At 68.0% G+C, this 25,780-nt stretch carries 29 protein-coding genes; 10 read left to right on the top strand and 19 right to left on the bottom strand.

What is annotated here, in order from left to right; all coding sequences use genetic code 11:
* Positions 1 to 4: 4 nt before the first annotated feature.
* From ABQE93_RS14735 to ABQE93_RS14715, 5 genes are read right to left on the bottom strand one after another with little or no spacing between them, the layout of a single operon-like run.
* Positions 5 to 1,234 (bottom strand): M50 family metallopeptidase, encoded by a 1,230-nt coding sequence (locus tag ABQE93_RS14735; RefSeq protein WP_448408324.1) that lies wholly within the window; start codon positions 1,232 to 1,234, stop codon positions 5 to 7.
* Positions 1,231 to 2,391, bottom strand: coding sequence for a 1-deoxy-D-xylulose-5-phosphate reductoisomerase (gene dxr / locus ABQE93_RS14730; RefSeq protein WP_448408326.1), 1,161 nt, complete (start codon positions 2,389 to 2,391; stop codon positions 1,231 to 1,233). The genes ABQE93_RS14735 and dxr overlap by 4 nt, the downstream gene beginning before the upstream one ends.
* Before the next feature lie 41 nt (positions 2,392 to 2,432).
* The gene (locus tag ABQE93_RS14725; RefSeq protein WP_448408328.1) at positions 2,433 to 2,834 is read right to left on the bottom strand and encodes an ester cyclase; all 402 of its coding nucleotides are present in this window, start codon (positions 2,832 to 2,834) and stop codon (positions 2,433 to 2,435) included.
* Between the two features lie 31 nt (positions 2,835 to 2,865).
* The gene (locus ABQE93_RS14720; protein WP_448408330.1) at positions 2,866 to 3,738 is read right to left on the bottom strand and encodes a TIGR03619 family F420-dependent LLM class oxidoreductase; all 873 of its coding nucleotides are present in this window, start codon (positions 3,736 to 3,738) and stop codon (positions 2,866 to 2,868) included.
* A gap of 8 nt (positions 3,739 to 3,746) precedes the next feature.
* Entirely contained in the window at positions 3,747 to 4,580 is an 834-nt protein-coding gene (locus ABQE93_RS14715) for a mycofactocin-coupled SDR family oxidoreductase (RefSeq protein WP_448408332.1), read from the bottom strand.
* An 82-nt stretch (positions 4,581 to 4,662) separates the two neighbouring features.
* On the opposite strand from ABQE93_RS14715, the gene ABQE93_RS14710 reads away from it, so the two are divergent.
* Positions 4,663 to 4,926, top strand: coding sequence for a DUF2631 domain-containing protein (locus ABQE93_RS14710; protein WP_448408333.1), 264 nt, complete (start codon positions 4,663 to 4,665; stop codon positions 4,924 to 4,926).
* Here the strand turns inward: ABQE93_RS14710 and ABQE93_RS14705 are convergent.
* Positions 4,923 to 5,450 carry a hypothetical protein gene (locus ABQE93_RS14705; protein WP_448408334.1) on the bottom strand — a complete coding sequence of 176 codons (528 nt, stop codon included), beginning with the start codon at positions 5,448 to 5,450 and terminating at the stop codon, positions 4,923 to 4,925. The two genes, ABQE93_RS14710 and ABQE93_RS14705, sit on opposite strands and share 4 nt — an antisense overlap.
* Positions 5,451 to 5,621: 171 nt before the next feature.
* On the opposite strand from ABQE93_RS14705, the gene ABQE93_RS14700 reads away from it, so the two are divergent.
* Positions 5,622 to 6,317, top strand: coding sequence for a DUF427 domain-containing protein (locus tag ABQE93_RS14700; protein WP_448408336.1), 696 nt, complete (start codon positions 5,622 to 5,624; stop codon positions 6,315 to 6,317).
* 13 nt (positions 6,318 to 6,330) lie between these two features.
* On the opposite strand, the gene ABQE93_RS14695 is transcribed toward ABQE93_RS14700, so the two are convergent.
* Positions 6,331 to 7,248 carry an LLM class F420-dependent oxidoreductase gene (locus ABQE93_RS14695; RefSeq protein ID WP_448408338.1) on the bottom strand — a complete coding sequence of 306 codons (918 nt, stop codon included), beginning with the start codon at positions 7,246 to 7,248 and terminating at the stop codon, positions 6,331 to 6,333.
* Positions 7,249 to 7,346: 98 nt separating this feature from the next.
* Between ABQE93_RS14695 and ABQE93_RS14690 the strand changes: the two genes are divergently transcribed.
* A complete protein-coding gene (locus ABQE93_RS14690; protein ID WP_448408701.1) occupies positions 7,347 to 8,279 on the top strand; it encodes an LLM class flavin-dependent oxidoreductase in 933 nt (310 codons plus the stop codon).
* On the opposite strand, the gene ABQE93_RS14685 is transcribed toward ABQE93_RS14690, so the two are convergent.
* Entirely contained in the window at positions 8,276 to 9,439 is a 1,164-nt protein-coding gene (locus tag ABQE93_RS14685) for an acyl-CoA dehydrogenase family protein (protein ID WP_448408339.1), read from the bottom strand. The genes ABQE93_RS14690 and ABQE93_RS14685 overlap by 4 nt on opposite strands.
* Positions 9,440 to 9,482: 43 nt before the next feature.
* Between ABQE93_RS14685 and ABQE93_RS14680 the strand changes: the two genes are divergently transcribed.
* A complete protein-coding gene (locus tag ABQE93_RS14680; protein WP_448408340.1) occupies positions 9,483 to 9,950 on the top strand; it encodes an SRPBCC family protein in 468 nt (155 codons plus the stop codon).
* A 45-nt stretch (positions 9,951 to 9,995) separates the two neighbouring features.
* On the opposite strand, the gene ABQE93_RS14675 is transcribed toward ABQE93_RS14680, so the two are convergent.
* Genes ABQE93_RS14675 through ABQE93_RS14645 form a run of 7 tightly spaced genes read right to left on the bottom strand, consistent with a single transcriptional unit; the run spans position 9,996 to position 16,763 of the window.
* Complete coding sequence (locus tag ABQE93_RS14675) at positions 9,996 to 10,913, bottom strand: alpha/beta hydrolase (RefSeq protein ID WP_448408341.1); 918 nt, start codon at positions 10,911 to 10,913, stop codon at positions 9,996 to 9,998.
* 6 nt (positions 10,914 to 10,919) lie between these two features.
* Entirely contained in the window at positions 10,920 to 12,437 is a 1,518-nt protein-coding gene (locus tag ABQE93_RS14670; protein ID WP_448408342.1) for a flavin-containing monooxygenase, read from the bottom strand.
* Complete coding sequence (locus ABQE93_RS14665; protein WP_448408702.1) at positions 12,419 to 13,120, bottom strand: SDR family NAD(P)-dependent oxidoreductase; 702 nt, start codon at positions 13,118 to 13,120, stop codon at positions 12,419 to 12,421. Before ABQE93_RS14665 ends, ABQE93_RS14670 begins: the two co-directional genes overlap by 19 nt.
* A 2-nt stretch (positions 13,121 to 13,122) precedes the next feature.
* On the bottom strand, positions 13,123 to 13,866 hold the full coding sequence (locus tag ABQE93_RS14660; RefSeq protein ID WP_448408343.1) for an HpcH/HpaI aldolase family protein: 744 nt from the start codon (positions 13,864 to 13,866) through the stop codon (positions 13,123 to 13,125).
* Positions 13,863 to 14,831 (bottom strand): zinc-binding dehydrogenase, encoded by a 969-nt coding sequence (locus tag ABQE93_RS14655; RefSeq protein WP_448408345.1) that lies wholly within the window; start codon positions 14,829 to 14,831, stop codon positions 13,863 to 13,865. Before ABQE93_RS14655 ends, ABQE93_RS14660 begins: the two co-directional genes overlap by 4 nt.
* Position 14,832: 1 nt before the next feature.
* Positions 14,833 to 16,062 (bottom strand): cytochrome P450, encoded by a 1,230-nt coding sequence (locus ABQE93_RS14650; RefSeq protein WP_448408347.1) that lies wholly within the window; start codon positions 16,060 to 16,062, stop codon positions 14,833 to 14,835.
* Positions 16,059 to 16,763 (bottom strand): NIPSNAP family protein, encoded by a 705-nt coding sequence (locus ABQE93_RS14645; RefSeq protein WP_448408349.1) that lies wholly within the window; start codon positions 16,761 to 16,763, stop codon positions 16,059 to 16,061. Before ABQE93_RS14645 ends, ABQE93_RS14650 begins: the two co-directional genes overlap by 4 nt.
* A 49-nt stretch (positions 16,764 to 16,812) precedes the next feature.
* Here ABQE93_RS14645 and ABQE93_RS14640 point away from each other — a divergent pair, with 49 nt between their 5' ends.
* Both ABQE93_RS14640 and ABQE93_RS14635 read left to right on the top strand, forming a co-directional pair.
* The gene (locus ABQE93_RS14640) at positions 16,813 to 17,649 is read left to right on the top strand and encodes an SMP-30/gluconolactonase/LRE family protein (RefSeq protein WP_448408351.1); all 837 of its coding nucleotides are present in this window, start codon (positions 16,813 to 16,815) and stop codon (positions 17,647 to 17,649) included.
* Positions 17,646 to 18,461 (top strand): thioesterase family protein, encoded by an 816-nt coding sequence (locus ABQE93_RS14635; protein WP_448408353.1) that lies wholly within the window; start codon positions 17,646 to 17,648, stop codon positions 18,459 to 18,461. Before ABQE93_RS14640 ends, ABQE93_RS14635 begins: the two co-directional genes overlap by 4 nt.
* Here the strand turns inward: ABQE93_RS14635 and ABQE93_RS14630 are convergent.
* From ABQE93_RS14630 to ABQE93_RS14620, 3 genes are read right to left on the bottom strand one after another with little or no spacing between them, the layout of a single operon-like run.
* Positions 18,458 to 19,243, bottom strand: a complete 786-nt coding sequence (locus ABQE93_RS14630) for a MarP family serine protease (protein ID WP_448408354.1) — start codon at positions 19,241 to 19,243, stop codon at positions 18,458 to 18,460. The genes ABQE93_RS14635 and ABQE93_RS14630 overlap by 4 nt on opposite strands.
* Positions 19,244 to 19,286: 43 nt before the next feature.
* The gene (locus ABQE93_RS14625; RefSeq protein WP_448408356.1) at positions 19,287 to 19,478 is read right to left on the bottom strand and encodes a ferredoxin; all 192 of its coding nucleotides are present in this window, start codon (positions 19,476 to 19,478) and stop codon (positions 19,287 to 19,289) included.
* Positions 19,479 to 19,486: 8 nt separating this feature from the next.
* The gene (locus ABQE93_RS14620; protein ID WP_448408358.1) at positions 19,487 to 20,740 is read right to left on the bottom strand and encodes a cytochrome P450; all 1,254 of its coding nucleotides are present in this window, start codon (positions 20,738 to 20,740) and stop codon (positions 19,487 to 19,489) included.
* 44 nt (positions 20,741 to 20,784) lie between these two features.
* On the opposite strand from ABQE93_RS14620, the gene ABQE93_RS14615 reads away from it, so the two are divergent.
* Entirely contained in the window at positions 20,785 to 21,321 is a 537-nt protein-coding gene (locus ABQE93_RS14615; RefSeq protein WP_448408360.1) for a TetR/AcrR family transcriptional regulator, read from the top strand.
* Here ABQE93_RS14615 and ABQE93_RS14610 read toward each other — a convergent pair.
* Complete coding sequence (locus ABQE93_RS14610) at positions 21,302 to 22,477, bottom strand: CaiB/BaiF CoA transferase family protein (RefSeq protein ID WP_448408361.1); 1,176 nt, start codon at positions 22,475 to 22,477, stop codon at positions 21,302 to 21,304. The two genes, ABQE93_RS14615 and ABQE93_RS14610, sit on opposite strands and share 20 nt — an antisense overlap.
* Before the next feature lie 53 nt (positions 22,478 to 22,530).
* Between ABQE93_RS14610 and ABQE93_RS14605 the strand changes: the two genes are divergently transcribed.
* The 3 genes from ABQE93_RS14605 to ABQE93_RS14595 are packed head-to-tail and all read left to right on the top strand — an operon-like array spanning position 22,531 to position 25,769.
* Positions 22,531 to 23,634: a phosphotransferase gene (locus tag ABQE93_RS14605; RefSeq protein ID WP_448408363.1), complete on the top strand. Its 1,104-nt coding sequence runs from the start codon at positions 22,531 to 22,533 to the stop codon at positions 23,632 to 23,634.
* Between the two features lie 47 nt (positions 23,635 to 23,681).
* Positions 23,682 to 24,230 carry a TetR/AcrR family transcriptional regulator gene (locus ABQE93_RS14600; protein WP_448408364.1) on the top strand — a complete coding sequence of 183 codons (549 nt, stop codon included), beginning with the start codon at positions 23,682 to 23,684 and terminating at the stop codon, positions 24,228 to 24,230.
* 54 nt (positions 24,231 to 24,284) lie between these two features.
* Entirely contained in the window at positions 24,285 to 25,769 is a 1,485-nt protein-coding gene (locus ABQE93_RS14595; RefSeq protein ID WP_448408365.1) for an aldehyde dehydrogenase family protein, read from the top strand.
* The last annotated feature ends 11 nt before the right edge of the window (positions 25,770 to 25,780 follow it).

The following is a 25,780-nucleotide window of genomic DNA, read 5'->3' as shown; positions in this document are numbered from 1 at the left end:
TCTCCTACTGGAAGAGCCTGATCGGATTGACCAGGTCAGCGGTCACGGTCAGCAGCATGTAGCCGACCACCACCACCAAGACTACGTAAGTCGCGGGCATGAGCCGCAGATAGTTCACCGGCGCCCCGGCCACCATGCCGCGCGCGGAACGGATCATGTTGCGGATCTTCTCGTAGACCGCGATCGCGATGTGACCTCCGTCAAACGGCAGCAGCGGAACGAGGTTGATCGCACCGAGCACGAAGTTCAACTGCGCCAGGAAGAACCAGAACGCCACCCACAGGCCCGCGTCGACGGTGTCACCGCCGATGATGCTGGCGCCGACGACGCTGATCGGGGTTTCCGGATCGCGTTCGCCCCCGCTGATCGAATGCATCAGCGCGCCGACCTTGGTCGGGATCTTCGCCAGCGCCTTGCCGAGTTCGACGGCCAGATCGCCCGTGAAGGCAAACGTCGCCGGCACCGCGGAGAGCACGTTGTGCTGGGTCGGGCCGAACCGCGCGGCGCTGACCCCGATCGCCCCGACCGTCGCCGGCCCGCCCTCGCCTTCGGCGGTCCAGCGCTGGGTCTGGGTGACGTCGACGACGGTGGTGAACTCGCGGGTCTGGCCGTCCTGGTCACGCTGCACGGTCAACTGTGTCGGCCCGGTCTGTTCGCGCACCGCGGCGGCCATCTCGGTGAAGTCGGCCACCGGGGTGTCACCGACCGCGACGATCGTGTCGCCACCCTGGATGCCCGCGAGCGCGGCCGGGCCGGGGCCGGTGCACTCCCCGAGCTCGCCTCTGACCACTTCCGATGCCACACAACCGGTTTCGCCGACGACGGCGGCGGTGGGCGGGTGCAGGTTCGGCAGCCCCCATATGACCGCGATGGCGTAGATCAGGACCAGGCCGATGACGAAGTTCATCCCAGGCCCGGCGGCCAGCACCGCGGTGCGTTTCCACGTCTTCTGCTTGTACATGGCGCGCTCGTGCTCGTCGGGCTCCAGTTCCTCGACCGCGGTCATCCCCGCGATGTCGCAGAAGCCGCCGAGCGGGACCGCCTTGACGCCGTACTCGGTCTGCCCGAGCCTGTTGGGCCGCCGCGTCGACCACAACGTGGGGCCGAACCCGACGAAGTAGCGGCGCACCTTCATCCCGGTGGCGCGCGCCACCCACATGTGCCCGCACTCGTGCAAGGCCACCGACACCAGGATGGCCAACGCGAACAGCACGACACCGACTACGAACATCATCTGGTGGCGACAACCTCTCGTTCGACCGCGCTGCGTGCCCGGTCCCGTGCCCACCGCTGGGCGTCAAGTACCTCATCCACGGTAGCGGGTTCGGCCGACCATTCGTCGGCACCGCGCAGCACGTCGTCGATGGTGCGCACGATGCCCGGGAACGCGATCCGCCCGTCCAGAAACGCCGCGGCGGCTTCTTCGTTGGCGGCGTTGTACACCGCGGTCAGGCAGCCACCTTTGGCACCGGCTCGGCGGGCCAGGTCGACGGCCGGAAACACCGCGTCGTCCAGCGGTTCGAAGTCCCACCTCGATGCGGTGGCGAAATCGCAGGCCAGCGCCGCGCCGGGCACCCGCGACGGCCAGCCCAGCGCCAGCGCGATCGGCAGCTTCATATCGGGTGGGCTGGCTTGGGCCAGCGTGGAGCCGTCGGTGAACGTCACCATCGAGTGCACGATCGACTGCGGGTGTACGACCACCTCGATGCGGTCGTAGGGCACGCCGAACAGCAGGTGCGTTTCGATCAGTTCCAGGCCCTTGTTGACCAGCGACGCCGAGTTCAGGGTGTTCATCGGGCCCATCGACCAGGTGGGGTGGGCGCCGGCCTGTTCGGGGGTGACGGTTTCGAGCTGCTCGGCGGTCCAGCCGCGAAACGGGCCGCCCGACGCGGTGAGCACGATTTTCGCGACTTCGTCGGGGGTGCCGCCGCGCAGGCACTGGGCCATCGCGGAGTGCTCGGAGTCCACCGGCACGATCTGTCCGGGTTCGGCGGCCTTGAGCACCAACGGGCCGCCGGCGACCAGGGATTCCTTGTTGGCCAGCGCCAGCCGGGCGCCGGTGGCCAACGCCGCGAGGGTGGGCTTGAGCCCCAGCGCGCCGACGAGCGCGTTGAGCACGACGTCGGCTTCGGTGCTCTCGACCAGCTGGGTCGCCGCGTCCGGTCCGGCGTAGGTGACGTCGCCGACGCGCTCGGCGGCGGCGGCGTCGGCGACGGCGATATTGGTCACGCCGGTCTGGGCGCGCTGGCGGGCCAGCAGGTCCGGGTTGCCGCCGCCTGCGGCCAGCCCGACGACCTCGAACCGGTCCGGGTTGGCGGCGATGACCTCCAGCGCCTGGGTGCCGATCGAGCCGGTACTGCCCAGCAGCAGCACCCGCTGTCTGTTGCTCACCGATCCATTGTGCCCTGTCTTCCCCGCGCTTCTTGCCGCGACTAGAGCTGCTGCAGCAGCCCGTGCATGTCGAGCTGCCCGCGATGGGCCACCAGCGCATCACCCTGGAAGCGGTCGATGTGAATTCCCGCGACCGACACCTGGTTGCCCGTCGGCGCGATACCGCGGAAATCGCCGCGGTGCGTCGCCTCGAAGCGGCAGCGCGACACCCCGTGGGATCCGTCGACGAGCACCTCCTCGATGACGTGGCGGCCGTCGGGAAACGCCTCGCTGAACTCCCGCAGCTGCGTCAGCCACGCGTCCCATCCGATCGGCCCGGCGCTGCCGACTTCGACGACCACCCGCGGTGACACGAGCTCCTCGAGCGTCGACCAGTCCCGCCGGTCGATCGCGCCGTACAGACCCTCCACCAGTTCGCGGACTTCGCCGGCCTCAAAAGTCATGCGCGATCCGCCTCCGGCGCCTCGCTTGCCCTCATGTGCGCACTTTCTGGATGACCTTCTCGGCGAACCGTTCGATCGGTGCGCGGAACCGCTCGACGTCTCCCGGAGGCAGGTCCAGCCCTGCCCACGGACTGCACATCACCGCGGTGATGCCCAGATCCTCGGCACGCTTGTACAGATCCGGTGACGGCGGGTCGAGCAGCGCGAGGATGATCTCGAACGGCTCGTCTTGCCGGCCGTACTCGCGGCGCAGCTCGTTGAGCCTGTTGACGTAGGCCATCGCGTCGTCCAATAGATAGGCGTAGCCGACCCAGCCGTCGCACAACCGCGCAGCCCGGCGCAGCGCCGCCTCCGACTCCCCGCCGCACAGGATCGGCACCGGGCGCTCCGGATGCGGTTCGATCATCATCTCGGGCACCTGATAGTGCTTGCCGGAGAACGACACCCAGCCGCCGCGCCACAGTTCGCGCAACGCCGGGATCATTTCGTTGAGCCGTGCGCCGCGGGTGCTGAAGTCCTGGCCCAGCAGCTCGTACTCCTCGCGCATCCAGCCCACGCCGACCGCCAGCGACACCCGGCCATCGGAGAGCACCGACGCGGTGGCGACCTGCTTGGCCACTTCCAGCAGCGGGCGTGCCGGGGCGATGTAGACGGCGTTGGAGAACCGCAGCCGCCGGGTCACCGCCGCCATCGCGCCGATCAGCACCCAGCAGTCCGGCCACGCCGTCTCCGGAGCCCACATCGGCTTGCCGGTCGGCGAGTCGGGATACGGCGACGACAGCTCACGCGGATAGATGAGGTGATCGGAACACACGATGCCGTCGTAGCCGGCCTCGTCGAACATTTGCGCCACCGCGACGGTCTCGGACGTCTTCATGAAGGCGGTGCCGGACCAGAACTCCATCGCTACTCCTATTTGGCGGTCAGGCCGCCGTCGACGGGCAACGTCACCCCGGTCAGGTACCGGCCGGAGTCCCCGCACAGGTAGACCATCGCATCGCTGATCGCCTCCGGTTCCACCGGCGGAACCGGCAGCAGCGGTTGCTGCGCGACGCCGAAACCGGCGTGCTCCTCGACGAAGCGACCGGCGGCCTCGTTGAGGATCATCGGTGTCGCCACGCCGCCGGGATGCACGGAGTTGACGCGGATGTTCTTGGCCGCCAACGAGTTCGCATAGTGGCGCATCAGACCGACGACACCGTGTTTGGCCGCGGTGTAGCCGGCCGCGCCGTGGCTCATGGTGTCGTAGCCCGAGCTGACGGATTTGAGCCCGGCCGCGGAACTGGTGATGACCACGGCGCCGCCGTCACCGTGGCCCAGCAGGGCCGGCAGCGCCGCCTCGACCGTGTAGTACACGCCCTTGAGCATGATGTCGACGGCATCGACGAACGAGGCCATCTCGTTGCGCCGGTCCCCGATCGCCGGGAAGATCCCCGCGTTCGCGAGCACGAAGTCGATGCGCCCCAATTCGGCAACGCCACGGTCGACGATCTCCTTCAACCGCGCGAAGTCGCGGACGTCACCGTGTTCGGCCACGATGCGCCGCCCCGTCTTCTCCACGAGGTTGACGGTCTCGTCGAGATCCTCCGGGGTCGGCATCGGATATTCGACGCTGTCGAGTTGCTCGCACAGGTCAACCGCGATGATGTCGGCGCCTTCCTCGGCGAACCGGACGGCGTGCGCACGGCCCTGACCCCGCGCCGCACCGGTGATGAACGCGACCTTGCCGTCGAACTGCGCTGTCATGAGGCATCACCCTACGGCGGCGTGTAGTAGGCCTGTGCCAGAATGTGGGCTAGCACCGAAGATCACCGTTTAAGGAGCAGCCGTGCCCAGCACCGAGCTTGAGCGACGTACCGGCGCCAACAATGTTGACGTCGAAGATGTGCCGTCGGCCGAATGGGGCTGGTCGAAGGAGAACCCCAAGGCCATTCACATCGGTGGGCTGTTGGCGGCCGCGTTTCTGCTGGTCTTGATGCACGGCAACCACATCGGTCACGTCGAGGACGTGTTCCTCATCGGCTTCGCTGCGCTCATCGTCGCGTTCGTCGCGCGTGACTGGTGGCTGCGCCGCCGCGGCTGGATCCGCTAGACCGGATACACCGGCCGAAACGCTTCGGCCCCGAGGTCATACAGGGTTTCGGTGGCGCCGAGACTGCGCTGCGGCACCCGCGCGGCAGCCAACGCGTGCGCCTTGAACGCCCGCGCGGCGACGCTGAGTCGGTGCTGCTGCGGATCGATGCGACGGCCCAGTTCATCAGGCCAGGACTGCCCCCACACCGTCACCTCGGTGGCTGCGGACTTCCACAGCGTCAGCACCTTGTCGCGTAGTTCCGCGTCGCTGCGCAGCAGGTCGGCGCTGACCGCCAACGCGCCGGCCGCCGAGGGGTCCAGCGCCGAAATCGGGGTGGCCCCAAGGATCGTCAGCGCCCGCACGTCGTCGGTATCGACCAGCACGTTGACGGTCCAGCCAGCGCTGGCCCGGTCATAGATCCAGCCGCCCGACGCCGCAACCAGATCGGCGACGCTGGCGGCCACCACGGTGAGCTGGTGGCGTTCGGCTTCCTTTGCTTCCTCGTCGACCTTGTCGGGCGCGGTGATGGGTCGGGTCGCCATGTCAGTCCTATCCGATCAGTCCATCGCGTGCGGGCGGCACACCTAAAGCGTGACATTTTTACACCTATCTGTAAAGGTTACGAGGTTCGCCGGAATCTCGTGTCGAAACCGAGTAAGCGCCTGCGGGGATACCGGTTTCGGCGGCTGGGAAAGTTTGTCAGGGTGGTGTCTATGAGTCTGGTCGCCGGGCGCGGTCCGTTGAGCACGGATCCCGCCGGATGGTTCTTCCCCGCGCTGCCCGAGGTGGTCTACATCGAGCCGCATCCCCGACGCGTGCAGGCGATGCGCGACGGTCGCGCGGTCATCGACACCGAACACGTGCTGCTGGTACACCGACGCGGTCATCCGCTGAGCTACGCCTTCCCGGCCGACGAGGTCGGCGACCTTCCGCGCGAGCCGGTTTCGGAGGCGCCCGGGTTCGTGCGGGTGCCGTGGGACGCCGTGGACACCTGGCTGGAGGAAGGGCGCCGGCTCGTGCACTACCCGCCCAACCCGTATCACCGCGTCGACTGCCGCCCAAGCAACCGCCGCCTGCGCGTCACGGTCGCCGACACCACCCTCGTCGACACCACCGACACCGTGATCGTGTTCGAGACCGCGGTGCAGACCCGTCTTTACGTCGATCCGGCCCATGTGCGCACCGATCTTCTGCGGCGCTCCGACACCACCAGCTACTGCAACTACAAGGGCTACGCCACCTACTGGTCGGCGGTGATCGGCGACGAGGTTGTCGACGACGTGGCCTTCAGCTATGACGACCCGCTGCCCGAGACCCTGCCCATCAAGGGCTTTTTCAGCTTCGACGACGCGCGCGCCGACGTGCTCGCCGAACTGCCTGAGCCCGCGGCGCGCCCCACAGGAACCTGATCGACGCGACGGCTCACGCGGCGGCGATCACCGATTTCCCGAACTCCTCGATGGTGTCGAGAACATGAGCGAGGCTGTCGCCGGGCAGACCGACCTGTACCCAGGTAACCCCCAGGGCGGCAAGCTTTTCCAGCCCGGAAAGGTAGGCGTCGGCGTTGAAGCCGTCGCTGCCGGGAGTGCCGCCGTCGGCGTTGGTGAACGTGACGTCGACGCGCGAGAAGTCCCGGCCCGCCTCATCGAACCGTCTGCGCAGATCATCGATGCCCGCGGCCAGGCCGTCCGCGTCCAACTCCGCGGTGCGTGCAGTCCGCGCCAGCATGGCCGGCGCGGCGAACGGACACCAACCGTCGCCGAACGCGACGACGCGCCTGCGGGCCGCGGCGGTGTTGCCTCCGATCCAGATGGGTGGGTGCGGGTCGCTGACCGGGCGCGGATGCGCCGTTATGCCGCTGGCGGTGAAATGCCGGCCCTCGTAGGAGAAGTCGTCGGTAGTCCAGATCCCGCGGATGACCTCCAGCGCCTCCTCGAACAGCGCGGCGCGTTCGTCGAACTCCACACCCAGCGCCGTGAACTCCCGCTTGAGATACCCGACCCCGACCGCGAGCGTGAACCGGCCTTCCGACAGCAGATCCAGCGTGGCGCCCGCTTTGGCCACCACGAACGGGTTGCGGTACGGCAGCACCACGATGTTGGGGATCAGCCGCAACGTCGTCGTCGTGGCCGCGGCGTACCCCATCGCCACGAACGGGTCGACGGCATCGTGCCCGCCGGCCTGCAACCACCGCTCGGTGGGCGCCGGATGGTCGGTGAACCCGAACCCGTCGAAGCCGGCCCTCTCGGCCGCAGCGGCCACCGCCGCGATGCCCGAACCGGTCACCAACTCCGGGTTGTACGGATGGCTGTGCATCGGATGCGTGAACGCGAACCGCATAAAGGTGCTCCGTTCTAGAACCGTCTTCTTGATTTCTGAGAATGTCGTTACCATGCGGGCAGCCGAAAGTACAGGATCTGACGATGGGAACGGTGTCGATGACCAAGCCGGAGATCGGCGTCTACCTACCGCAGATGGGCTTCACCTACGACCAGATCCTGCACCGCACCCGGCGCTGCGAGCGGCTCGGCATCGACTCGGTGTGGCTCTATGACCACCTCTACGGCCCCGGTGTGCCCGACTACCCCTCGCTGGAGGCATGGACGCTGGCGACGGCGCTGCTCAGCCACACCGAACGCATCGAGATCGGACATATGGTGCTGTGCAACCAGTTTCGCCACCCGGCGGTGCTGGCCAAGATGGCAACGACGCTCGATCAGATCTCGGCGGGCCGGCTGCAGTTGGGCCTGGGCAGCGGGTCGATCGAAGACGAGCACAACCGGGCCGGGTTGGCGTGGGGAACGTTTCGGGAACGCGCCGAGCGGCTGGGTGAAACGCTCGAGATCCTGCACCAGGCGTTCACCGACGAGGTGATCGACTTCACCGGCAAGCATTTCACCGTGTCGGACATGCCGATCAAACCGGGGCCGGCCCGCAGACCGCGCCCGCCGATCGTCGTCGGCGGGGTCGGCGAGAAGTTCACGCTGCCGTTGGTGGCGCGCTATGCCGATGTGTGGAACGTGCCCACCTATGCGCTCGGTGAACTCGCGCACAAGACGTCGGTGTTGCGTTCGCTCTGCGACGACATCGGCCGAGATCCGTCGACGATCGTGCTGTCGGTCGAGGCGGTGATGGCGCTGGCGCCCGACGACTCGTCGCTGCCCGCGGTGCAGCAGCTGGCCGAAAAGCGTTTCGGCCTACCGGCGTTCGGGCTCAAAGAAGGCGGGCTGGTCGGCACACCGCCGGCGATCGTCGACCGGCTGCGCGAGCTGCAGGAGCTCGGCTTCGGCCAGATCGTGCTGTTCACCCACGACCGCGGATCCGATGAGACGCTGGAGCTGCTGGCCGCCGAGGTGATCGCCGAACTCTAGGCGGGCCGCTTGGCCGGCGGTGAGTAGTTGGGCCTGCCGAGGCCGAGCGCGCGTTGGGCGATCATGTTGCGGAACACCTCAAGGGTGCCGCCGTAGATACCGGTCGGTACGGCCAACCGGAACAGGTACTCGACTGCCCCGTCGTCGGCGGCGCCGTCGGTGTCGACGGGCAGGGCCGCCGCGGTGCCGAGGATGTCCATCAGATCCGGTGTGACGTCGCGCATCGTCTGCGCGATCGCGACCCGGCCGAACATCTCGGGGGCGCTGGCCGCGGCCTCCATCCGGGCGATGGCGCGGCCCAGCCGGTATCGCACCGCGTCGTCGTCGCTTGCCACCGCCGCGACCCGGTCGACGGCCTCGCCCAGCAGCAGCAGATGCTCGGTCATGGTCGCCAGCTTCTGCAGACCCTCGGCGTCGCGTTCGACGGTGCCGTGTTCGGCGTTGAGCGCTTCGCGCAAGACCGCCCAACCGCCGTTCACCTCGCCGACGCGGAATCGGTCGTCGACGCGCACGTCGCTGTAGTAGGTGATGTTGGTGCGGTCACCGTCGACGGTGCGCAACGGCTGGATCTCCACACCCGGGCTGTCCAGCGGCACCAGGAACATGGTCAGGCTCTGGTGTTTGGGCGCATCGGGGTCGGTGTTGGTGATCAGGAAGACGTAGTGGGCGTTGTGGGCGTTGGAGGTGAACATCTTGGAGCCGTTGACAACCCAGCTCTCACCGTCGCGCACCGCACGTGTCTTGCAGGTGGCGACGTCCGAACCGCCCTCGGGCTCGGTGTAGCCCAGGCACAGCCGGTAGTGCCCCGAGAGCACCTTGGGCAGCACTTCGTCGCGCAGTTGCGGTGACCCGAACTGTTCGAGGGTGTGCGCGACCATGGCCGTGGTGGGCCAGTGAAACCACGGGGTGTGCGCGCGGCCGATCTCCAGTTCCCAGATGCGGCGGCGCACGGCGGAAAAGCCGCCCTCGGACTCGGGTCTGAAGTCGGCGGCCAGATAGCCCCGCGCGCCCAGCGCCAGATGTACGCCCTCGTCGAAGTTCTCGCCGGTCTCGCGGTCCCGGCGGATGACGTCGTCGGTCACGATGGTGCCCAGGAAACTTCGCAGTTCGTCGCGGAACGCCCGGTCCTCGTCGGACAGTTGCACGTGCGAGAAGTCCACCGAGACACCGTGACATTTCGATGCTTCTTTGTAAAGTGTCCGCATGGGTATCGTGACCACGACGTCGGAAACCACCTTCGACCAGCCGCCGGAGGTGATCTATGACTTCGTCACCAACCCCGCCAATTGGACGAAGACCTATCCGGGCAGCGCCCACATCGGTGGTCTACCTGAGGGTCTGCCGCTGAAGGTCGGCGACACCTGGACCGAGTCGGGACCCGACGGCGCCCGCATCTTCACCTGGCATCTGGCGATCGCCATGCGCCCGAGCATGTGGGTCTTCAACTCGGTCGGGCGCCTCGGCCACGACGCCGACGGCAACGGCGGCATGGAAGGCCGCATCACGGTGCAGTACCACTTCACCCGCCCCGGGCAGCACGTCACGTTGTTCACCAGGACGATGACGATCGAGGCCTACAAGCACGCTCCGCTGCCCGACGGGTTCTTCCGCACGGTCAACCCGGCCCACATCGACGCCTACCACGCCGCGGTCGCTCGGGAACTGACGTGATTTGTGTGCGTTTAGGCGCGCCACGCGCAACAAAACGCACACAAGTCACGAGGGGCCGTGCAGCGCTCGACGCAGCGCGGCGCCCTGCAGGGCGAACAACTGCTCGCTGATCTCCCAGTCCGGCAACAGCGAATCGAAGCCGTGGCAGGTGCCCGCGAACACGTGCAGTTCGGTGGCCACCCCGGCCCGCAGCAGCCGGGTGGCGTAGTCGATGGCCTCGTCGCGCAGCGGGTCCAGCTCTGAGCAGCTGATGAAAGCCGTTGGCACACCAGATAGCTCGCCGCTGCGGGCAGCAGCGGCGTCGGCGGTCACCGGCTGGCCGGCCAGGTAGTGGCGCCACATCGCCTCCGTGGCCGGGCCGTCGAAACCGGGGGTGGTGCCGAACTCCTTTTTGGACGGCGTCGCGCGGTCGTCGAGCACCGGTTGGTGCAGTAGCTGAAACCTCACGGGCGGCGCCGATCCGGCTGCCGCCCGCTGGGCCAGCCGCGCCGCCAGCGCACCGCCGGCGCTGCTGCCCGCGACCGCCAGTCGGGCGGTGTCGATGCCGAGCGCCGACGCGCCGGCCACCACACCGTCGAGCACGGCCGACGCGTCGTCGAACGCGGCCGGGTACGGATGCTCGGGCGCCAACCGGTAGTCGACGGAGATCACGGTGCAGCGGCCCCGTCGGGCGAACTCGACGCACTGCCGGTGATCGGTGTCGAGGTTTCCCAGCACGAACGCCCCTGAGTGGCAGTAGATCACCGCGGGCGCCGGCGACGATGTGCCGCGGTAGATCCGCACCGGGATCGACGCCACCGTGCGGTTCTCGACCTCGACTCCAATGGTGTCGATACCGCGGGCAGCTTCGGCGCGGCGCTGGTTCAGCGAATCCCGTACGACCCCGAGCACGCTCGGTGTCAGATCGGTGCGGGCCTCGGCGAGGTGGCGCAGCGCGGGATCGAGACGCTCGACGATGTCCACGGCCGGCTACCGGTTGGCGGCCGTATGCGCTTCGGCACCAGCCGGCTTCGAGGGTGCCGGCGCTTCGAACGTGTAGTCGGCGGGCCGGAAGCGGCGCGTCATCGCCCAGAACGCGCGGGCGCTGCGCGGCCACTGGGTGACCACCCTGCCGTTGGGGGCGCGAAAATAGCTGCTGCACCGGGTCAGCCACACGGTGCCCTTCATCCACTCGTCGATCTTGGCGAGAAACGCCGCGGTGGTCGACGGCCGAACCGCGATGTAGGGCTTGTTCTTGCGGCGCAGGTACTTCAGCGCGCGCACCACGTAATGCGCCTGGGCTTCGAGAACGAAGATGACGCTGTTGGAGCCGACATTGGTGTTCGGACCGTAGAGCATGAAGAAGTTCGGGAAGCCCGGCACGGTCATGCCCAGGTAGGCGTGCGCGCCGTCACGCCACGTGTGCCGCAGCGTCCTCCCGCGCTCACCGACGACGTCGAGCTGACCCAAATAGTCGGCGGCGGCGTAGCCGGTCGCGCACAGCACCACGTCGACGTCGAGTTCGCTGCCGTCCTCGGTGATCAAGCTGCGGGCGCGCACCGCCCGCGCGGGGCTGGCGACCACCTCGACGTGCGGCTGGGTCAACGCCTGCAGGTAGTCGGTGGCGAACACCAACCGTTTGCAGCCCAGCGGGTGGTCGGGGGTCAGCTTGGCCCGCAGTTCGGCGTCGGGCACGGTAGCTTCCAGGACCCGCAGCGCGATATCGCGGAACTGCCGGGTCTTGTCGCTGCCGTGCTCGATCACCGAGATGTTGGCCTCGCTGCGCAGCCACAGCCGGGTGCGATAGACCTTCTTCGCCAACGGGACGTAGCGAAAGACCCGCTTCTCGCGCTCGGAATAGGCGCGATCGGGTTTGGGCAGCACCCATGTCGGTGAACGCTGCACCGAGTACACCCTCTTGGCGACCTTGGCCACCTCGGGAACCAGCTGTGCCGCCGTGGATCCGGTGCCAAGGACCGCCACCCGCGCGTCGGCCAGATCCACCGAGTGGTCCCAGCGCGCGGTGTGCATCAGCGTTCCGGTGAACGGCTCCTCTTCGGTCAGTTCGGGCATCACCGGCCGGGTGAACAACCCGACCGCCGAGACCACGACGTCGAACCGGTACGTCTGGCCGTCGGCGGTGGTCAGCCGCCAGTTGTTCTGCTCGCCGTCCCAGTGCGCCGCGACGATCTCGGTGTGCAGCCGCAGGTGCGGCTCCAATGCGTAGCGCCGCGCACAGTTTTCGAAGTACTCGAGGATCTCGGGCTGCGCCGACCACAACCGCGACCAGTTCGCGTTCAGGTCAAAGGAGTACGAGTACAGGTGCGACTTGACGTCGCACGCCAGCCCCGGATAGGTGTTGATGCGCCAGGTGCCGCCGACGCCGTCTTCGCGATCGAAGATCGTGAAGTTCTCGAACCCCGCTTTGCGCAGGAAGATTCCGAGCGCCAGCCCGCCCGGTCCGGCGCCGATGATGCCGACCGACGGGCTCATCCGATGCGCAGGCATTGCCCTCCGTCCACGACAAGCTCGCTACCGGTGATGAACGACGCCTGATCGGAGACCAGGAACGCGACGGCGTCGGCGACCTCGACGGGTTGGCCGAGCGGGCCGAACGACGCGGTGAGCCGGCTCTGGGTCGCGTCGTCGAGCATCGGTGTCGCGATCGGCCCGGGAAACACCGCGTTCACCCGGATGTCGTCGCGCGCCAGTTCGGCGGCCGCGATCTGGGTGAGCCCGCGCAGCGCCCATTTCGACGAGCCGTAGGCGGCGTGGTGGGGAAACGGACGCATGGCGCCGGTGCTGCAGGTGTTGACGATCGCCGCGCCGTCGGCGGCCCGAAGGTGCTCGAGCGCGGCCTGGATGCCCAGAAACGGGCCGAGGCAGTTGACCCGCCAACTGGTGGTGAAGCCCTGCGGGGTCTCGTCGGCCAGCGCGGCGCGGTGCAGCACCCCGGCGTTGTTCACCAGCGTGGTCAGCGTGCCGAACCGGTCGACGGTGGCCTCGACCGCAGCGCGCCACTCGTCTTCGGAGGTGACGTCGAGCGCGACCGTGAGAACACCTTCGTCCGGACTGTCGATGGGCAGCACGTCGCATGCGGCGACCAGGAACCCGTCCGTGCGTAGCCGCGCCACAATCGCCGCGCCCTGCCCCCGCGCGGCGCCGGTCACCAGCGCGACCCGGTCGCGCACCGTCACTGCGCCTCCCGCAGGTAGTCGGCGGCCCCCCGGCGCAACGCCTGCGACTCCGAGGCCAGCGTGATCATCTGAAACCCATGCTGCGCCATCGCCTTTGCCTGCGGGCCGGCGCCGGCGTGGATACCCGCGATCAGCCCGGCCGCTGTTGCGGCGGCGTGGGCGCGGGTGATCGCGTCCTGCACGGCCGGCGCGGTCCAGGCCTGCGCGGGGCTGTGTCCGAGGCTGATGGCCAGGTCGGCGGGACCTACGTAGATTCCCGAAAGACCGGGTACGCCGCAGATCTCGTCGAGCGCCGAAAGCCCTTGCGCGGACTCGATCATCGCCAGCACCGTCGCCCGCGCCTCGTGCTCGGCGGGTTCGCGGCCCAGGCCGGCCCGCAGCGGACCGTAGCTGCGCACCCCGGCGGGCGCATACCGGGTGGCGGCGACGGCGGCAGCGGCCTGTTCGGCCGATTCGACCATCGCCACGATCACCGCGTCGGCGCCGGCGTCGAGGACCCGGCCGATCGGTGCGGGATCCGCCGACGCCAACCGCACTGCCGTGCCGATCGGCACGTGCTCCAGGCGGCGCAACAGCAGGGCGACGTCGGCGTCATCGAGATATCCGTGCTGAAGGTCGAACCCGACGTAGTCGTAGCCGGCGTGGGCGAACTCCTCCGGGCCGATGATGGTCGGGCCCACCACCCAGCCGCCCCACACCTGCGCTTTGGCGGCCAGTGCCTGCTGCAGTCTGCTGGTCACTCGACGATCGCGATCTTGACGCGTTCGGGTACCGGCCGGCACGCCAGCTCGAAAGCCGCCTGGACATCGTCGACACCGAACGTGTGGGTGACGTAGGCCGGAAGCAGGTCGGGGTGTTGGCGGGCGAAGTCGTCGGCGGCAGAAAGCATTCGGCGCCGCTCGAGGGTCACCCCCGATTTGAGCGTCAGGTTGTTGCGCAGCATGGTCCGCATGCTGATCGGATAGCTGTCGTCGTCGGGCACCCCGAAGTAGAGCACGGTGCCGCCGGGTGCGGTCGCCTCGATGGCGTGGCCGAGGGTGGCGACCTGATGGCCGACAGCCTCGATCACGACATCCGGACGGTCGTCGGGGCTCAGGTGGCTGATCCACCGGTCGCTGGTGGCGCGCACGATGGTGTCGACACCGAAGCGCTGTCCGATGCCGTCGCGGTCGACGGGATCCACACCCGTCACCCGGCGAGCCCCGAAAGCCTTTGCGACATAGGAGAACAGCAGCCCGATCGAGCCCTGCCCGATAACGCCGACGTGGCGGCCCTTGACGCTGCCGATCTGCTCCATCGCGTACAGCACGCAGGCCAGCGGTTGCAGGGCCACCGCATGCTGGTGGCTCAGCGCCGGATCGTAGGGCGCCAACCCGTCGCCATCGGCGACGACATGCTGCATCAGGCCGTCGAAACCCGACGCCCAGCCCACCACCGGATCACCGACGCCGTGGCTGCGGTGCCGGCTTGCGATGACCTCACCGACCACCTCGTGAATCGGGAATCCCGGTTTCTCCGCGGCGCTTTGGCCCGCATCGCCGGCGATCTTGCCGCGCACACCGCGAAACGGCGGCAGGTCGCTGCCGCACACCCCCGCGGCGCGGAACCGCAGCAGCACCTGGCGGTCACCCAGTGACTCGGGTGAAATCTCGGCGACGTCGTGGCGTTCGAAGCTGTAGGGCGCCACCAGCCGGTAGGACCACACGTCAGACCTCCACCTGGACGGGAACACTGCTCCAACCCCATTGGAAACTCGACGGCGGCCGCGACGCGGATTCGCCGTCGATGCGCCATTCGGGTACACGGCGCAGCCACTCCGACACCAGGACCGCGATCTCCAGACGCGCGAGATGCACACCGAGACAGAAGTGTTGACCGCGGCCGAACGCCAGCAGCCGTTCGATCGGCCGGTTCCAGACGAACGCGTCGGGGTCATGGTATTCGCGTTCGTCGCGGTTGGCCGAGGCGAGCAGGGTGATGATCCTGGCACCGGGGGCCAGCGTGGTGTCGGCGATCGTGAACGGTTTGCGTACGGTGCGGGCGAACCACTGCGCAGGCGCGCAGTAGCGGATCATCTCCTCGCGCGCGACGGGCACGTTGGCCGTGGCGTCGGCCCGCACGGCCGCCAGCTGGTCGGGATGTTCAGTGAGTTCCCACAATCCGTGCGCGACGATCTTCGGCACGGTCTCGGTGCCGCCGATGAACACGGCCAGCATCTGGGTGGCGGCTTCGACGTCGTTGAACGCCGACCCGTCGGGCAGTCGGTAGTCCAGAAGGTTGTCGGCGATCGGATTGTGGCCGGCCTCAGCGCGGCTGCGCTGCACCAGCGGAATGAGGTATTCCAGGTAACCGGGCCGGGCGTTGGCCACCTCCACGCCGCTGCCCGGCTGGGCGAGGCTGCCCGCATTGACAGTGGCCAGCACCTCGGGTGCCAATTCGACCGGCATTCGCAACAGGTCGCACACCACCGACGCGGCGACGATACCGCCGTAATCCTGGGTGAGATCGAAGGATCCGCGCGGCAGCAGTTCGTCGAGACGCTCGTTGGCCAGGGTGCGGATCCGGTCGGCCAGCGCCGCAACGGACTTGGGCCGGAACTGTCCGGCGGTGCAGCGGCGCACACCCTCATAGATCGGGCTGTCGAAGTTGGCGTGAAACGGCATCGGATGCAGCGGCGGGTCGGGCACCGGACCGTCGTTGTGGTGCGCCAGAACCGTTGCGGCGGGCAAGGTTCCCTCCGAGGCGACGAAGGTGCCGTCGTTGACCTCCAGCACCCGCCAGATGTCGTCGAACCGCGACAGCGCGTAGGTGTCCCACTTCTCGACGTAGTACACCGGGTACTTCTCGCGCAGCACCCGGTAGTACGGCAGCGGATCGGCCATCACAGCCGGGTCGAACGGATCGTAGGAAAACGTTTTCAGCGCAGTGGTTGTCATTGCAGTGGCGATGGGGGCAGGGCCGCCAGGATGGAGTCCTCCCAGCCGTCGCGCAGGGCGGGTGCGACGCTCATCCAGGTGACGATCTCCGCGGGCGGGTTGTCTTTCCAGGACGGGTAGTGGTTGGCGAAGCAGTCCCAGTCGCCCTCCAGCGCCCAGTAGTGGATGACCTCGTTGAACCGGAACGTCGTGATGAACGAACCGAGCCAGCGCTTACCGGTGCGCTCCGACCACGGTACGTAGAGGCGCTCGAGCTCGCGGATGTAGTCGTCCTGGCGACCGGGTTTGGTCTGCATGATCTCCTGGATCACCAGTCCGGCAGTGAAGTCGGCCTCTTGCAGCTGCGCCAGCGTCCTGTTGCTCCTGCCGGCGTACATGATCCGGCCCTCACCGCGGGCACCGGTCTCGGCGAGGAACTGCGACCATTTCGCCGCGGCCGCTTCGTGGCTGCCGCCGCGGGCCTGCGCGCTGCCAATGCGCGCGTAGTCGGCGAACTGGTCGATCTCCCAGATGATCGTCACCTGGGGCCAGTGGCCGTTGTACGGGGTGGTCTCCCAGATCGCGAACAGCCGCGCCCCCAGTTCGGCCATCATCGGGTGATACACGTCGCTGAACACCTCGGTGAAGCGCTCGGCAGGACCGGAGCCGAGGTCGATCGTCTCGTGGAGGTAGAGGAGGGTGTGGCCGTGGTATCGCTTCATGACCTGCGCCCATTTGACAGTAACACCCTGCGAGCGTGACACTTAGCGCGTGATTTGTAAAGGTGTCGAGGTGTTGAGCCCGCTGGCGAACGGGTTCTGCTTCGGCGAAGGCCCACGCTGGTTCGAAGGGCTGCTGTGGTTCTCCGACATGCTCGGCGAGGCCGTGCACACGGTGACCCTGCAGGGCGCGATGACCACGTTGACGTTACCCGGTCACGCCCCTTCGGGTTTGGGCTTCTCCCCCGACGGTTCGCTGCTGATCGTCTCGACCGCGAAGCGCGCGGTGCTGCGCTACGACGGCGACACCGTGACGACCGTCGCCGATCTGTCCGCGACCGCACCCGCTGACCTCGGCGACATGGTGATCGACGACGTCGGCCGCGCCTACGTCGGATCACAAGCCTTCGAAGGCGGCGTGATCATGCGGGTCGACCCCGACGGCACCTCGACCGTCGTCGCCGAGGACCTCGCCTTCCCCAACGGGATGGCGCTCACCCCGGACCGGGCCACCCTGATCGTCGCGGAGTCTGTCGGGCGACGGTTTACGGCGTTCACCGTCGCACCGGACGGGTCGTTGAGCGATCGACGGATTTTCGCCGACGGACTCGACGGCCCACCCGACGGGATCTGCCTCGACGCCGACGGCGGGGTCTGGGCGGCGATGACCCTGGCGCACCAGTTCGAGCGGATCACCGAGGGCGGCAACGTCTCCGACCGCATCGACATCGGCGACCGGGCCGCGATCGCCTGCATGCTCGGCGGCCCGCAGCGGCGCACCCTGTTCCTGGTGTCGGCCGCCGACGCCTACCCGAAGCGGTTGGCCGGCACCAAACATTCCCGCGTCGACACGACGACCGTCGAGATCCCCGGAGCCGGCCTGCCATGAGCGACTCGTACTACGAACTGATCGACGGCACCGATCCGCTCGGCGAGCGGTTCGCCGCAACCGATCTGGTGCGCAGCACCTGGTCGGCGAGCATCCAGCACGCCGCGCCGGTGTCCGCCTTGCTGGTACGCGGTCTGCACCGGTGCCAGCCTCGCCCCGACACGCGGCTGAGCCGGGTGATGGTCGATCTGCTCGGCGGTGTTCCCGCCGAAGGCGACCTGTGGGTGCGGTCGCGAATCGAACGCGCCGGCAGGCAGATCGAGTTGGTGGGCGCCGAGATGCTTGCACGCGGCCCCGACGGCGAGCCGCGCCCGGTCGCCAAGGCCAGCGGATGGCGGCTGAAGACCATCGACACGGCGACCCTTTTGCAGGCGTCCGCGCCGCCGCTGCGCCCGGTCAGCGAGGCGCGCAGCCGCGATATGAAAAAGGACTGGGACCGCAACTACGTGCACAGCCTCGACTGGCGATGGCTGACGAAGCCGCTCAGCGAGGAACCCGGCGAATCCTGGATCAAACCGGAAGTCGATCTGGTCAACGGCGAGACCATGACCCAGCTCGAGCGGTTGTTCGCCGTCGCCGACGACGCCAACGGCATCGGCACCAAACTCGACCCCACCAAGTGGACGTTCATGAACACCGACCTCGTCGTCCACATCCACCGGGTGCCCGACGGCGAGTGGATCGGCATCCGCGCCGACACCAACTACGGGCCCGACGGCATCGGCACGACGATCGGCTCGCTGTTCGACGAAACCGGCGCCGTCGCAGGCATTCAGCAGTCGGTGCTGGTGCGGCCGATGCCCGGTCGCTAGCTCACGCACTCGCCGGTGGGCACAGGCGCCGAACCGTTCGCGCTGACCGCCATGCCGAAGAGCTGTTTTGCGGTGAGCACGAAGCTGGAGTCGGGGTCCTCGACGGCTGCGCCGAACGCGACGCCGAGGATGCGGCTGTTCAGATCGATGAGCGGGCCGCCCGATCCGCCTTGGCGCACCCCGCCGCGCACGATGTACACCTCGCGGTGCACGGTTTTGGTGCGGTAGATGTCGGGCCCGCTGAGCTCGATGACGTCGCGGATGCGCGCCGGGGTGGCCACGAACGGCCCGCCGCCCGGGTAGCCCAGGATCAACGCGTCCATGCCGGACGGGGCCACCTCCTCGGCGAAGGCCAGCGGCGGCGCCTGCAACCCGGGCACGTCGAGGATCGCGATGTCGGCGTCGGGGTCGTAGAACACGACCGTGGCCGGATAGTCCCCGCCGTCGACGGACACGGTGATGTCGGTGGCGCCTGCGACGCCGTGGGCGCTGGACATCACCCGGTTCGGCGCGAAGACCACCCCGCTGCCGTCCAGGATCTTCTGGCAGGACGGCGCCATGCTGTGGATCTTGGCGACGCTGCGCTGCGCCTCGGCGACCACCGGGCTGTTCGCCAACGCCGCATCCGGTGGTTCCACTGTGGCGACCGTCGCCGTCTCGGCCGGTGGCAGCGTGACCTCGGCCGCCGGCCACGGGCCCGAGCACCCGGCCACTACAGCCCCCAGGACGGCCCCGGTCAAGACGGCGGCGACCACCGCCACCGCCCGTCGAATCGGTCTCATTGCGAAAACGATAGATGTAAGCCGCGGCCCGCTATTCGGCGGTTCAGCCGATCAGGCGCAGCGCCGCCGCCGGGCACTGCGTGACGGCCTGCTGCATCCGCTCCCGGTCGGATTCGGGCCGTTGGTTGCCGTGGATCTCCACGACGCCCTCGTCGGTCACCTCGAACACGTCTTCGGCGATCGCTTCGCAGATACCGTGTCCGGTGCACTTGTCGAGGTCCACTTCGACGCGCATCAGCTCTCCTAGCGAAGGTGCGCCGGCAGACGCTTGATCCCGTGCACGAAGTTGCTGAGCAACAGATCCGGTTCGCCGAACTCGATCGTCGTGAGCCGGGTCAGCAACTCGCGGAACAGGTTTCGCAGCTCCGTCTTGGCCAGCTGGTTTCCGAGGCAGAAGTGCGGCCCGCCACCGCCGAAGCCCAGGTGCGGGTTCGGTGAGCGTTGCAGGTTGAACGTGTGCGGGTCGTCGAAGACGGTTTCGTCGCGGTTGGCCGAACAGTAGAACAGCCCCAGCTTCTCCCCGGCGCTGATCTGCTGGCCGGCCACCTCGGTGTCCTCGGTGGCAAACCGGGCGAACTGCAGCACCGGAGTGGACCACCGCACGAATTCCTCGATCGCCCAGGTGATTCGCCCGTCGAAGTCCTCCATCAGCCAGTCCCGCTGCGCCGGATGGTTCACCAGCGCCAGCATCGCGTGAGACGTCGTCTGCTTGGTGGTGTCGTTGCCCGCCGAGGCGAGCAGCAGCAGAAACGCGCCGACTTCCTCATCGGTGAGCCGGTGGCCGTCGACCTCCGCTTCGACCATGCTGGTCATCAGGTCATCGCCGGGGTGTTTGCGCCGGAACTTGGCTAGCTCGATACCGGTGTTGACCAACAACATCATCTCGCTCATGGTGTTTTCGGCCCGCTCTTCCAACGAGCTGTACTCGTCGTCGCTCATCGAGAACAGCTTCTCGGCGGCCTTGGCGACCGCTTCGCGTTCCGACGGTGCCACGCCGAGCATTTCGGAAATGGTGAGCATCGGAAGCCGGGCCGAGCACGCCGTCACGAAGTCGACGTCACCCGCGCCGACCAGGTCGTCGACGACGCTGACCGCGTTCTTGTGGATCTGGTCTTCGATCTGGCGCACGTTGCGCGGTGTGAACGCCGCGCTGACCAACCTGCGGTAGACGGTGTGCTGCGGCGGATCCATCCCGAGGAAGAACGTGGCGATCTGTTGCACCTCGGCGGGCATCGGATCCAGCGCGACGCCCTGCGCCGACGTGAACAGTTCGGGGTGCTGGCTGACATAAACGATGTCGGCGCGGCGCGTCACCGCCCAGAAGCCCGGTTCGACCATGTCGAACAGCGACGGCAGCGGCTCATGCCAGCTGAGCCCTTCCCCGGCGCGCAATTTCGCGAAGGTCTGGTCCCGAACGTCGAAGGGTTTGCTCCAGAATTTGCGCGTCGAGAGGTCGTGCGGGCTGTACTTTCGAAACTGCGGGCTGGTGACAGTCACCGGCTCAGCGTGACACTTGAGCGAATTTTTGTAAAGCTATAACAATGCCGAATGTTTGGGCTGAACCCGATATCCCGACGCGGGAGCGGCTGCTGGCCGCCACCGCCGAGGTGCTCGGCCGTCACGGCATGACCAAGCTGTCCCTGTCGGAGGTCGCGCAGGAGGCGGGCGTGTCGCGGCCCACGCTGTACCGATGGTTCCCCTCCAAACGGGACTTGCTCGACGCCTTCGTGGTGTGGGAGCGCCAACTCTACGAACGCGCGGTGACCGAGGCGACGTCCGGTCTGCCGCGGGGTGAGCAACTCGACGCCGCGTTGCGGGTGATCGTGGAACTGCAGCAGTCCTATCCCGGGCTGCGAATGGTCGACATCGAACCGGAACGGGTCATCAAGCGGCTGTCGCGGGTGATACCGCTGCTGCGCCATCGGCTCGAGCGGCTGGCCACCGGGCCCGACCCCGGGCTCGCGGTGGCGACCGCCGTGCGCGTGGCGGTCTCGCACTACCTGGTCCGCAGCGACGACGGCGAGGAGTTTCTCACCCAGCTGCGACACGCCGGCCGCATCAAGCATCACGTGCCCTGAGTTCGGCGAGCACCTCCTCGGTGTGCTCACCGAGGCGCGGCGCCGCCGAGCGCGGCGCCCACGGGGTGGCCGAGAAATCGGCGGGCGAGGCGATCATCGGTACCGAGGCCTCGCCGTCGGGGCCGTCGGGCACATCCACGATGCCGCCTGCGGCGTGGAACTGGTCGTCGGCCAGCACGTCTTCGACGGAGTTGATCGGCGCCCAGAACAATTCGGGTTCAGCGGCAAAGGTTTTCGACCATTGGTCGAGGGTGCGGGTCGCGAAGATCTCGTCGAGTTCAGCGATGAGCTCGACCGCGTGCACAGCGCGCGACCGCGCCGTCTCGTAGCGCGGATCGGTCAACCACTCGGGCCGTCCGACCGCCCGGCACAGCGGCGGCCAGTGCCGATTCGCCTCCAGGCCGACGATCCAGAATCGGCGCCCGTCGCCGGCGGTGTAGTTGTTCATACACGGGTTGCCCATCGTTTCGCGCTGCCCGATGGCGATGGTGTGGCCGGTCAGCAGGAACGTGTTGAGGTCGAAGCTGACCGTGTAGGCGCCCTGCCGGTACAGCGAGGTGCTCACCAGTTGGCCTTGGCCGGTGCGGGTGCGCGCCACCAGCGCCGCGCACACCGCGGCGGCCAGCGTCATCCCCGCCGCGTGATCGCCCATGCCGCCGCGCTGAAACGGCGGCGTCTGGCCGGGCCGGGTCAGCAGATGCGCCAGCCCGGCCCTGGCCCAGAACGCCGCGACGTCGTAGGCCGCCCGGTCGCCGTCGGGCCCGTTCTCGCCGTAACCGGTGATCAGCCCGTACACCAGCGCGGGGTTGCCCGCCGCGACCGTCGCGAAGTCCAGCCCCATCCGCCGCAGCGCGCCTGGGCGCACATTGGTGAGGAAAACGTCGGCGTCACAAAGCAATTCGAGTGCGCTGAGGCGACCGGGCTCGGCGGTCAGATCGAGCACGACGCTGCGCTTGCCGCGGTTGTCCATCTCGAACGGCGGGCTGAGGCCGTCCTCGATGCCCAGCATCCGCCCGAACGTGCGCGCCGGATCGCCGGTCGGCGGTTCGATCTTGACGACGTCGGCGCCCCAGTCGGCGAGGATGCCGCCTGCGGCCGGGCCCGCCACCCAGACCCCGAGTTCGACGACCCTGGTGCCCTCCAACGGTCCGGCCATGCACATCCTTCCGAAGTGATTTACAAACCGCGCGCAATTTGTAAACTGTCGTGGTGAATCGGGTTGCGCCGGTAGTCGGCTTGGCGTCGCATCTGGGGCGCGGTGTACAACGTATCGCCACCGACGCCGCCGTCGGCCGGATCCGTTCGGTTCCGCGCACGATCGACGATCTCGACGCCGCGACGCTGACCCGCATCATGGGTCGCACAGTCACCTCGGTGTCGGTGCTCGGCGGTGACGCGGGGACGTCGTCGCGGGCGCGTCTGGCGCTGACCGGTACGGACGTGCCGGCCTCGGTCTTCGTCAAGATGTCCGCCGAAACGGCCGCGACCCGGCTGATGGGTGAGTTGGGCAGGCTCGCCGAGACCGAAACCCGTTTCTACCGAGAGCTTTCCGCCCGGCTGACCGGCGTGCCCCGCTCCTACGGCTCGGCATTCGACGCGCTGACCGGGCGCTATGTGCTGGTGCTCGAGGACCTGCCCGGCGACGAATGCCAGTTCCCCGACACGTTGCATCCCCTGCACCGCGATCAGGCCGCGCTGATCGTCGAACTATTGGCGCGGCTGCACGCGACGTTCTGGGAGCGGGTGCCGTCGTGGGCATACACCGCATCAGGTGACAGCACCTCGCTGCTCACCGGCGCCCTGCTGAAGACGTCGGCGCGGCGCATCGCCGAACGCACCGACATCCCCGTGGAGCGCGGCCGGTTCATCGACGACAACTACCGTGCGGTCGCCCGCCTGATCGACCGACCGCCGCACACCGTCATGCACGGCGACGCCCACCCCGGCAACGTCTACTTCCGCAACGGTCGGGCCGGGCTGCTGGACTGGCAGGCCGTCCGGCGCGGGCACCCCGGGCGCGAACTGGCCTACACCCTGGTCACCAGCATGACGGCCGCCGACCGCCGCGCTGACCAGCGCGAACTGCTCGACGTCTACCGGCAGGCGCTGGCCGCGCACGGCGGCCCGCACCTCGATCACGACGACCTGTGGCGCCGCTACCGGCAAGGCGCGCTGTACGCCTACGTCGCCGCGCTGATCACCGCGGGAATGGGCGGTATGCAGGCCGAAGACATCGCCGTAGAGGGGTTGCGCCGCGCGGTGGCCGCGCTCGACGATCTGGACACGGTCGCCCAACTGACAAGTTCACTGTGACAAAAGGCCTACGATCGACGGAACCCAGACGATTGAGAGACTTCTCCGTGAACGATTCAACATCCGCTGCCGCCGGCGTTGTCGAAGACACGTCGACGCGAAACCGGATCCTGGTCGCCACCGCTGAGGTGCTCGCCCGAAGTGGCCAAACCAAGCTGAGCCTCTCGGAGGTCGCGCTGCAAGCCGGTGTGTCGCGCCCGACGCTCTACCGATGGTTTTCCTCCAAGCCCGAACTGCTCGACGCGTTCGGATCCTACGAGAGCGAGGTGTTCGACAACGGTGTCAGCGCGGCCACCGCGGGCCTGCGCGGCACCGAGAAACTCGACGCCGCGCTGCGGTTCATCGTCGATTACCAGCACTCCTACTCGGGGGTGCGGATGGTCGACATCGAACCCGAGGTGGTCATCCCCCAACTGACGGCCGTCATCCCGGTGATGCGGGCGCGGCTGGAGCGGCTGATGAGCGGCTCGAACCGAGCGATCAAGGCGGCCACGGTCATTCGGGTCGCCATCTCGCACTTCATCGTGCGCAGCGACGACGACGACCAGTTCCTCGCCCAACTTCGCCACGCCGCGGGCATCAAACCGGCGACCTGACTTCGGCTGTGCCGAAACGGTGACAGTTACGGGAAAAACTGTAAAGTTGCCTGCATGACCGAGGTGCAGACTGAGACCGGCGTGCTGGCCGGTGAAGAGCGGATGTTGATCGACGGTGAGCTGCAGTTCACCAGTAGCGGGGCGACGTTCGACGTCATCCATCCGGCCAGCGAGGAGGTGGCCGGTCAGGCCACCGACGGCACCGTGGCCGATATGGAACGCGCGGTCGGCGCCGCGCGGCGCGCCTTCGACGAGAGCACCTGGTCGCGCGATCTGGATTTCCGCTATCACTGCCTGACCCAGTTGCACGCCGCGTTGGACAAGGACAAGGAACGGCTGCGGCGCATCCTGATCACCGAGGTGGGTTGTCCCGTCACGGTGTCGGGCAGCCAGATCGAAAGCCCGATCGAAGAAGTCAAGCACTGGGCCGAGCACGGCAAGGCCTTCGAGTACCTGGTCGACACCGGGGTGCATCCCACCCAGCTGGGGCCCGCGCGGCGCAAGATCCACTACGAGCCTGTGGGTGTGGTCGGCGCGATCACGCCGTGGAACGTGCCGTTCTACCTCAACATCGCCGAGACCATCCCGGCGTTGATGGCCGGAAACACCGTGGTGCTCAAGCCCGCCCAGCTGACCCCGTGGTCGGGCAGCGAACTGGGCCGCATCGTCGCCGAGGAGACCGACATCCCCGCCGGGGTGTTCAACGTCGTGGTCTCCAACGCCAACGAAGTGGGCGCGGCGCTTTCGGCCGATCCGCGGGTGGACATGATCACCTTCACCGGTTCGACCGCGACCGGCCGCGCGATCCTGGCCGCGGGCGCGTCGACGGTGAAAAAGACGCTGCTGGAGCTGGGCGGTAAATCGGCGCACATCGTGCTCGACGACGCCGACTTCAACTCGGCGCTGTCGATGGCGGCGATGATGGCGTGTGTGATGTCCGGACAGAGTTGCATCCTGCCCAGCCGGATCCTGTTGCCGCGCAGCCGATATGACGAGGGCATCGAGATCCTCAAGACGATGATGGAGGGTTTCCCGGTCGGGGATCCGTGGACGCCGGGCAACATGCAGGGCCCACAGATCAGCGAAACCCAGCGGCAAAAGGTGCTGGGGCTGATCAAATCCGGCGTCGACTCCGGGGCGCGGCTGGTCACCGGCGGCGGTATCCCGGAGAACCTGCCGACGGGCTATTACACGCAGGCCACGCTGCTGGCCGACGTCGACCCGGATTCACAGGTGGCCCAGGAGGAGATCTTCGGCCCGGTGCTGACCGTGACGCCGTATGACGGCGACGACGAGGCCGTCGCGATTGCCAACAACACCATCTACGGGCTCTCCGGTGAGGTGTCCGGCGGTGATGTGGACCGCGCGTTCGAGGTGGCGTGCCGGATGCGGACGGGCAACGTGACGATCAACGGCAAGAGCCACTTCGGTATCACCAGCCCGTTCGGCGGGACCAAGCAGAGCGGTTTGGGCTACCGCAACGGCGAGGAAGGTTACAAGGAGTACCTGGAAGCCAAGACAATCGGCATGCCCGAGTGACTCCACCCCGA

Source organism: Mycolicibacterium sp. XJ662 (genome assembly GCF_053484035.1).
Note: the sequence above shows the minus strand (reverse complement) of the source record. Positions and strands in the feature narration are given on the sequence as shown.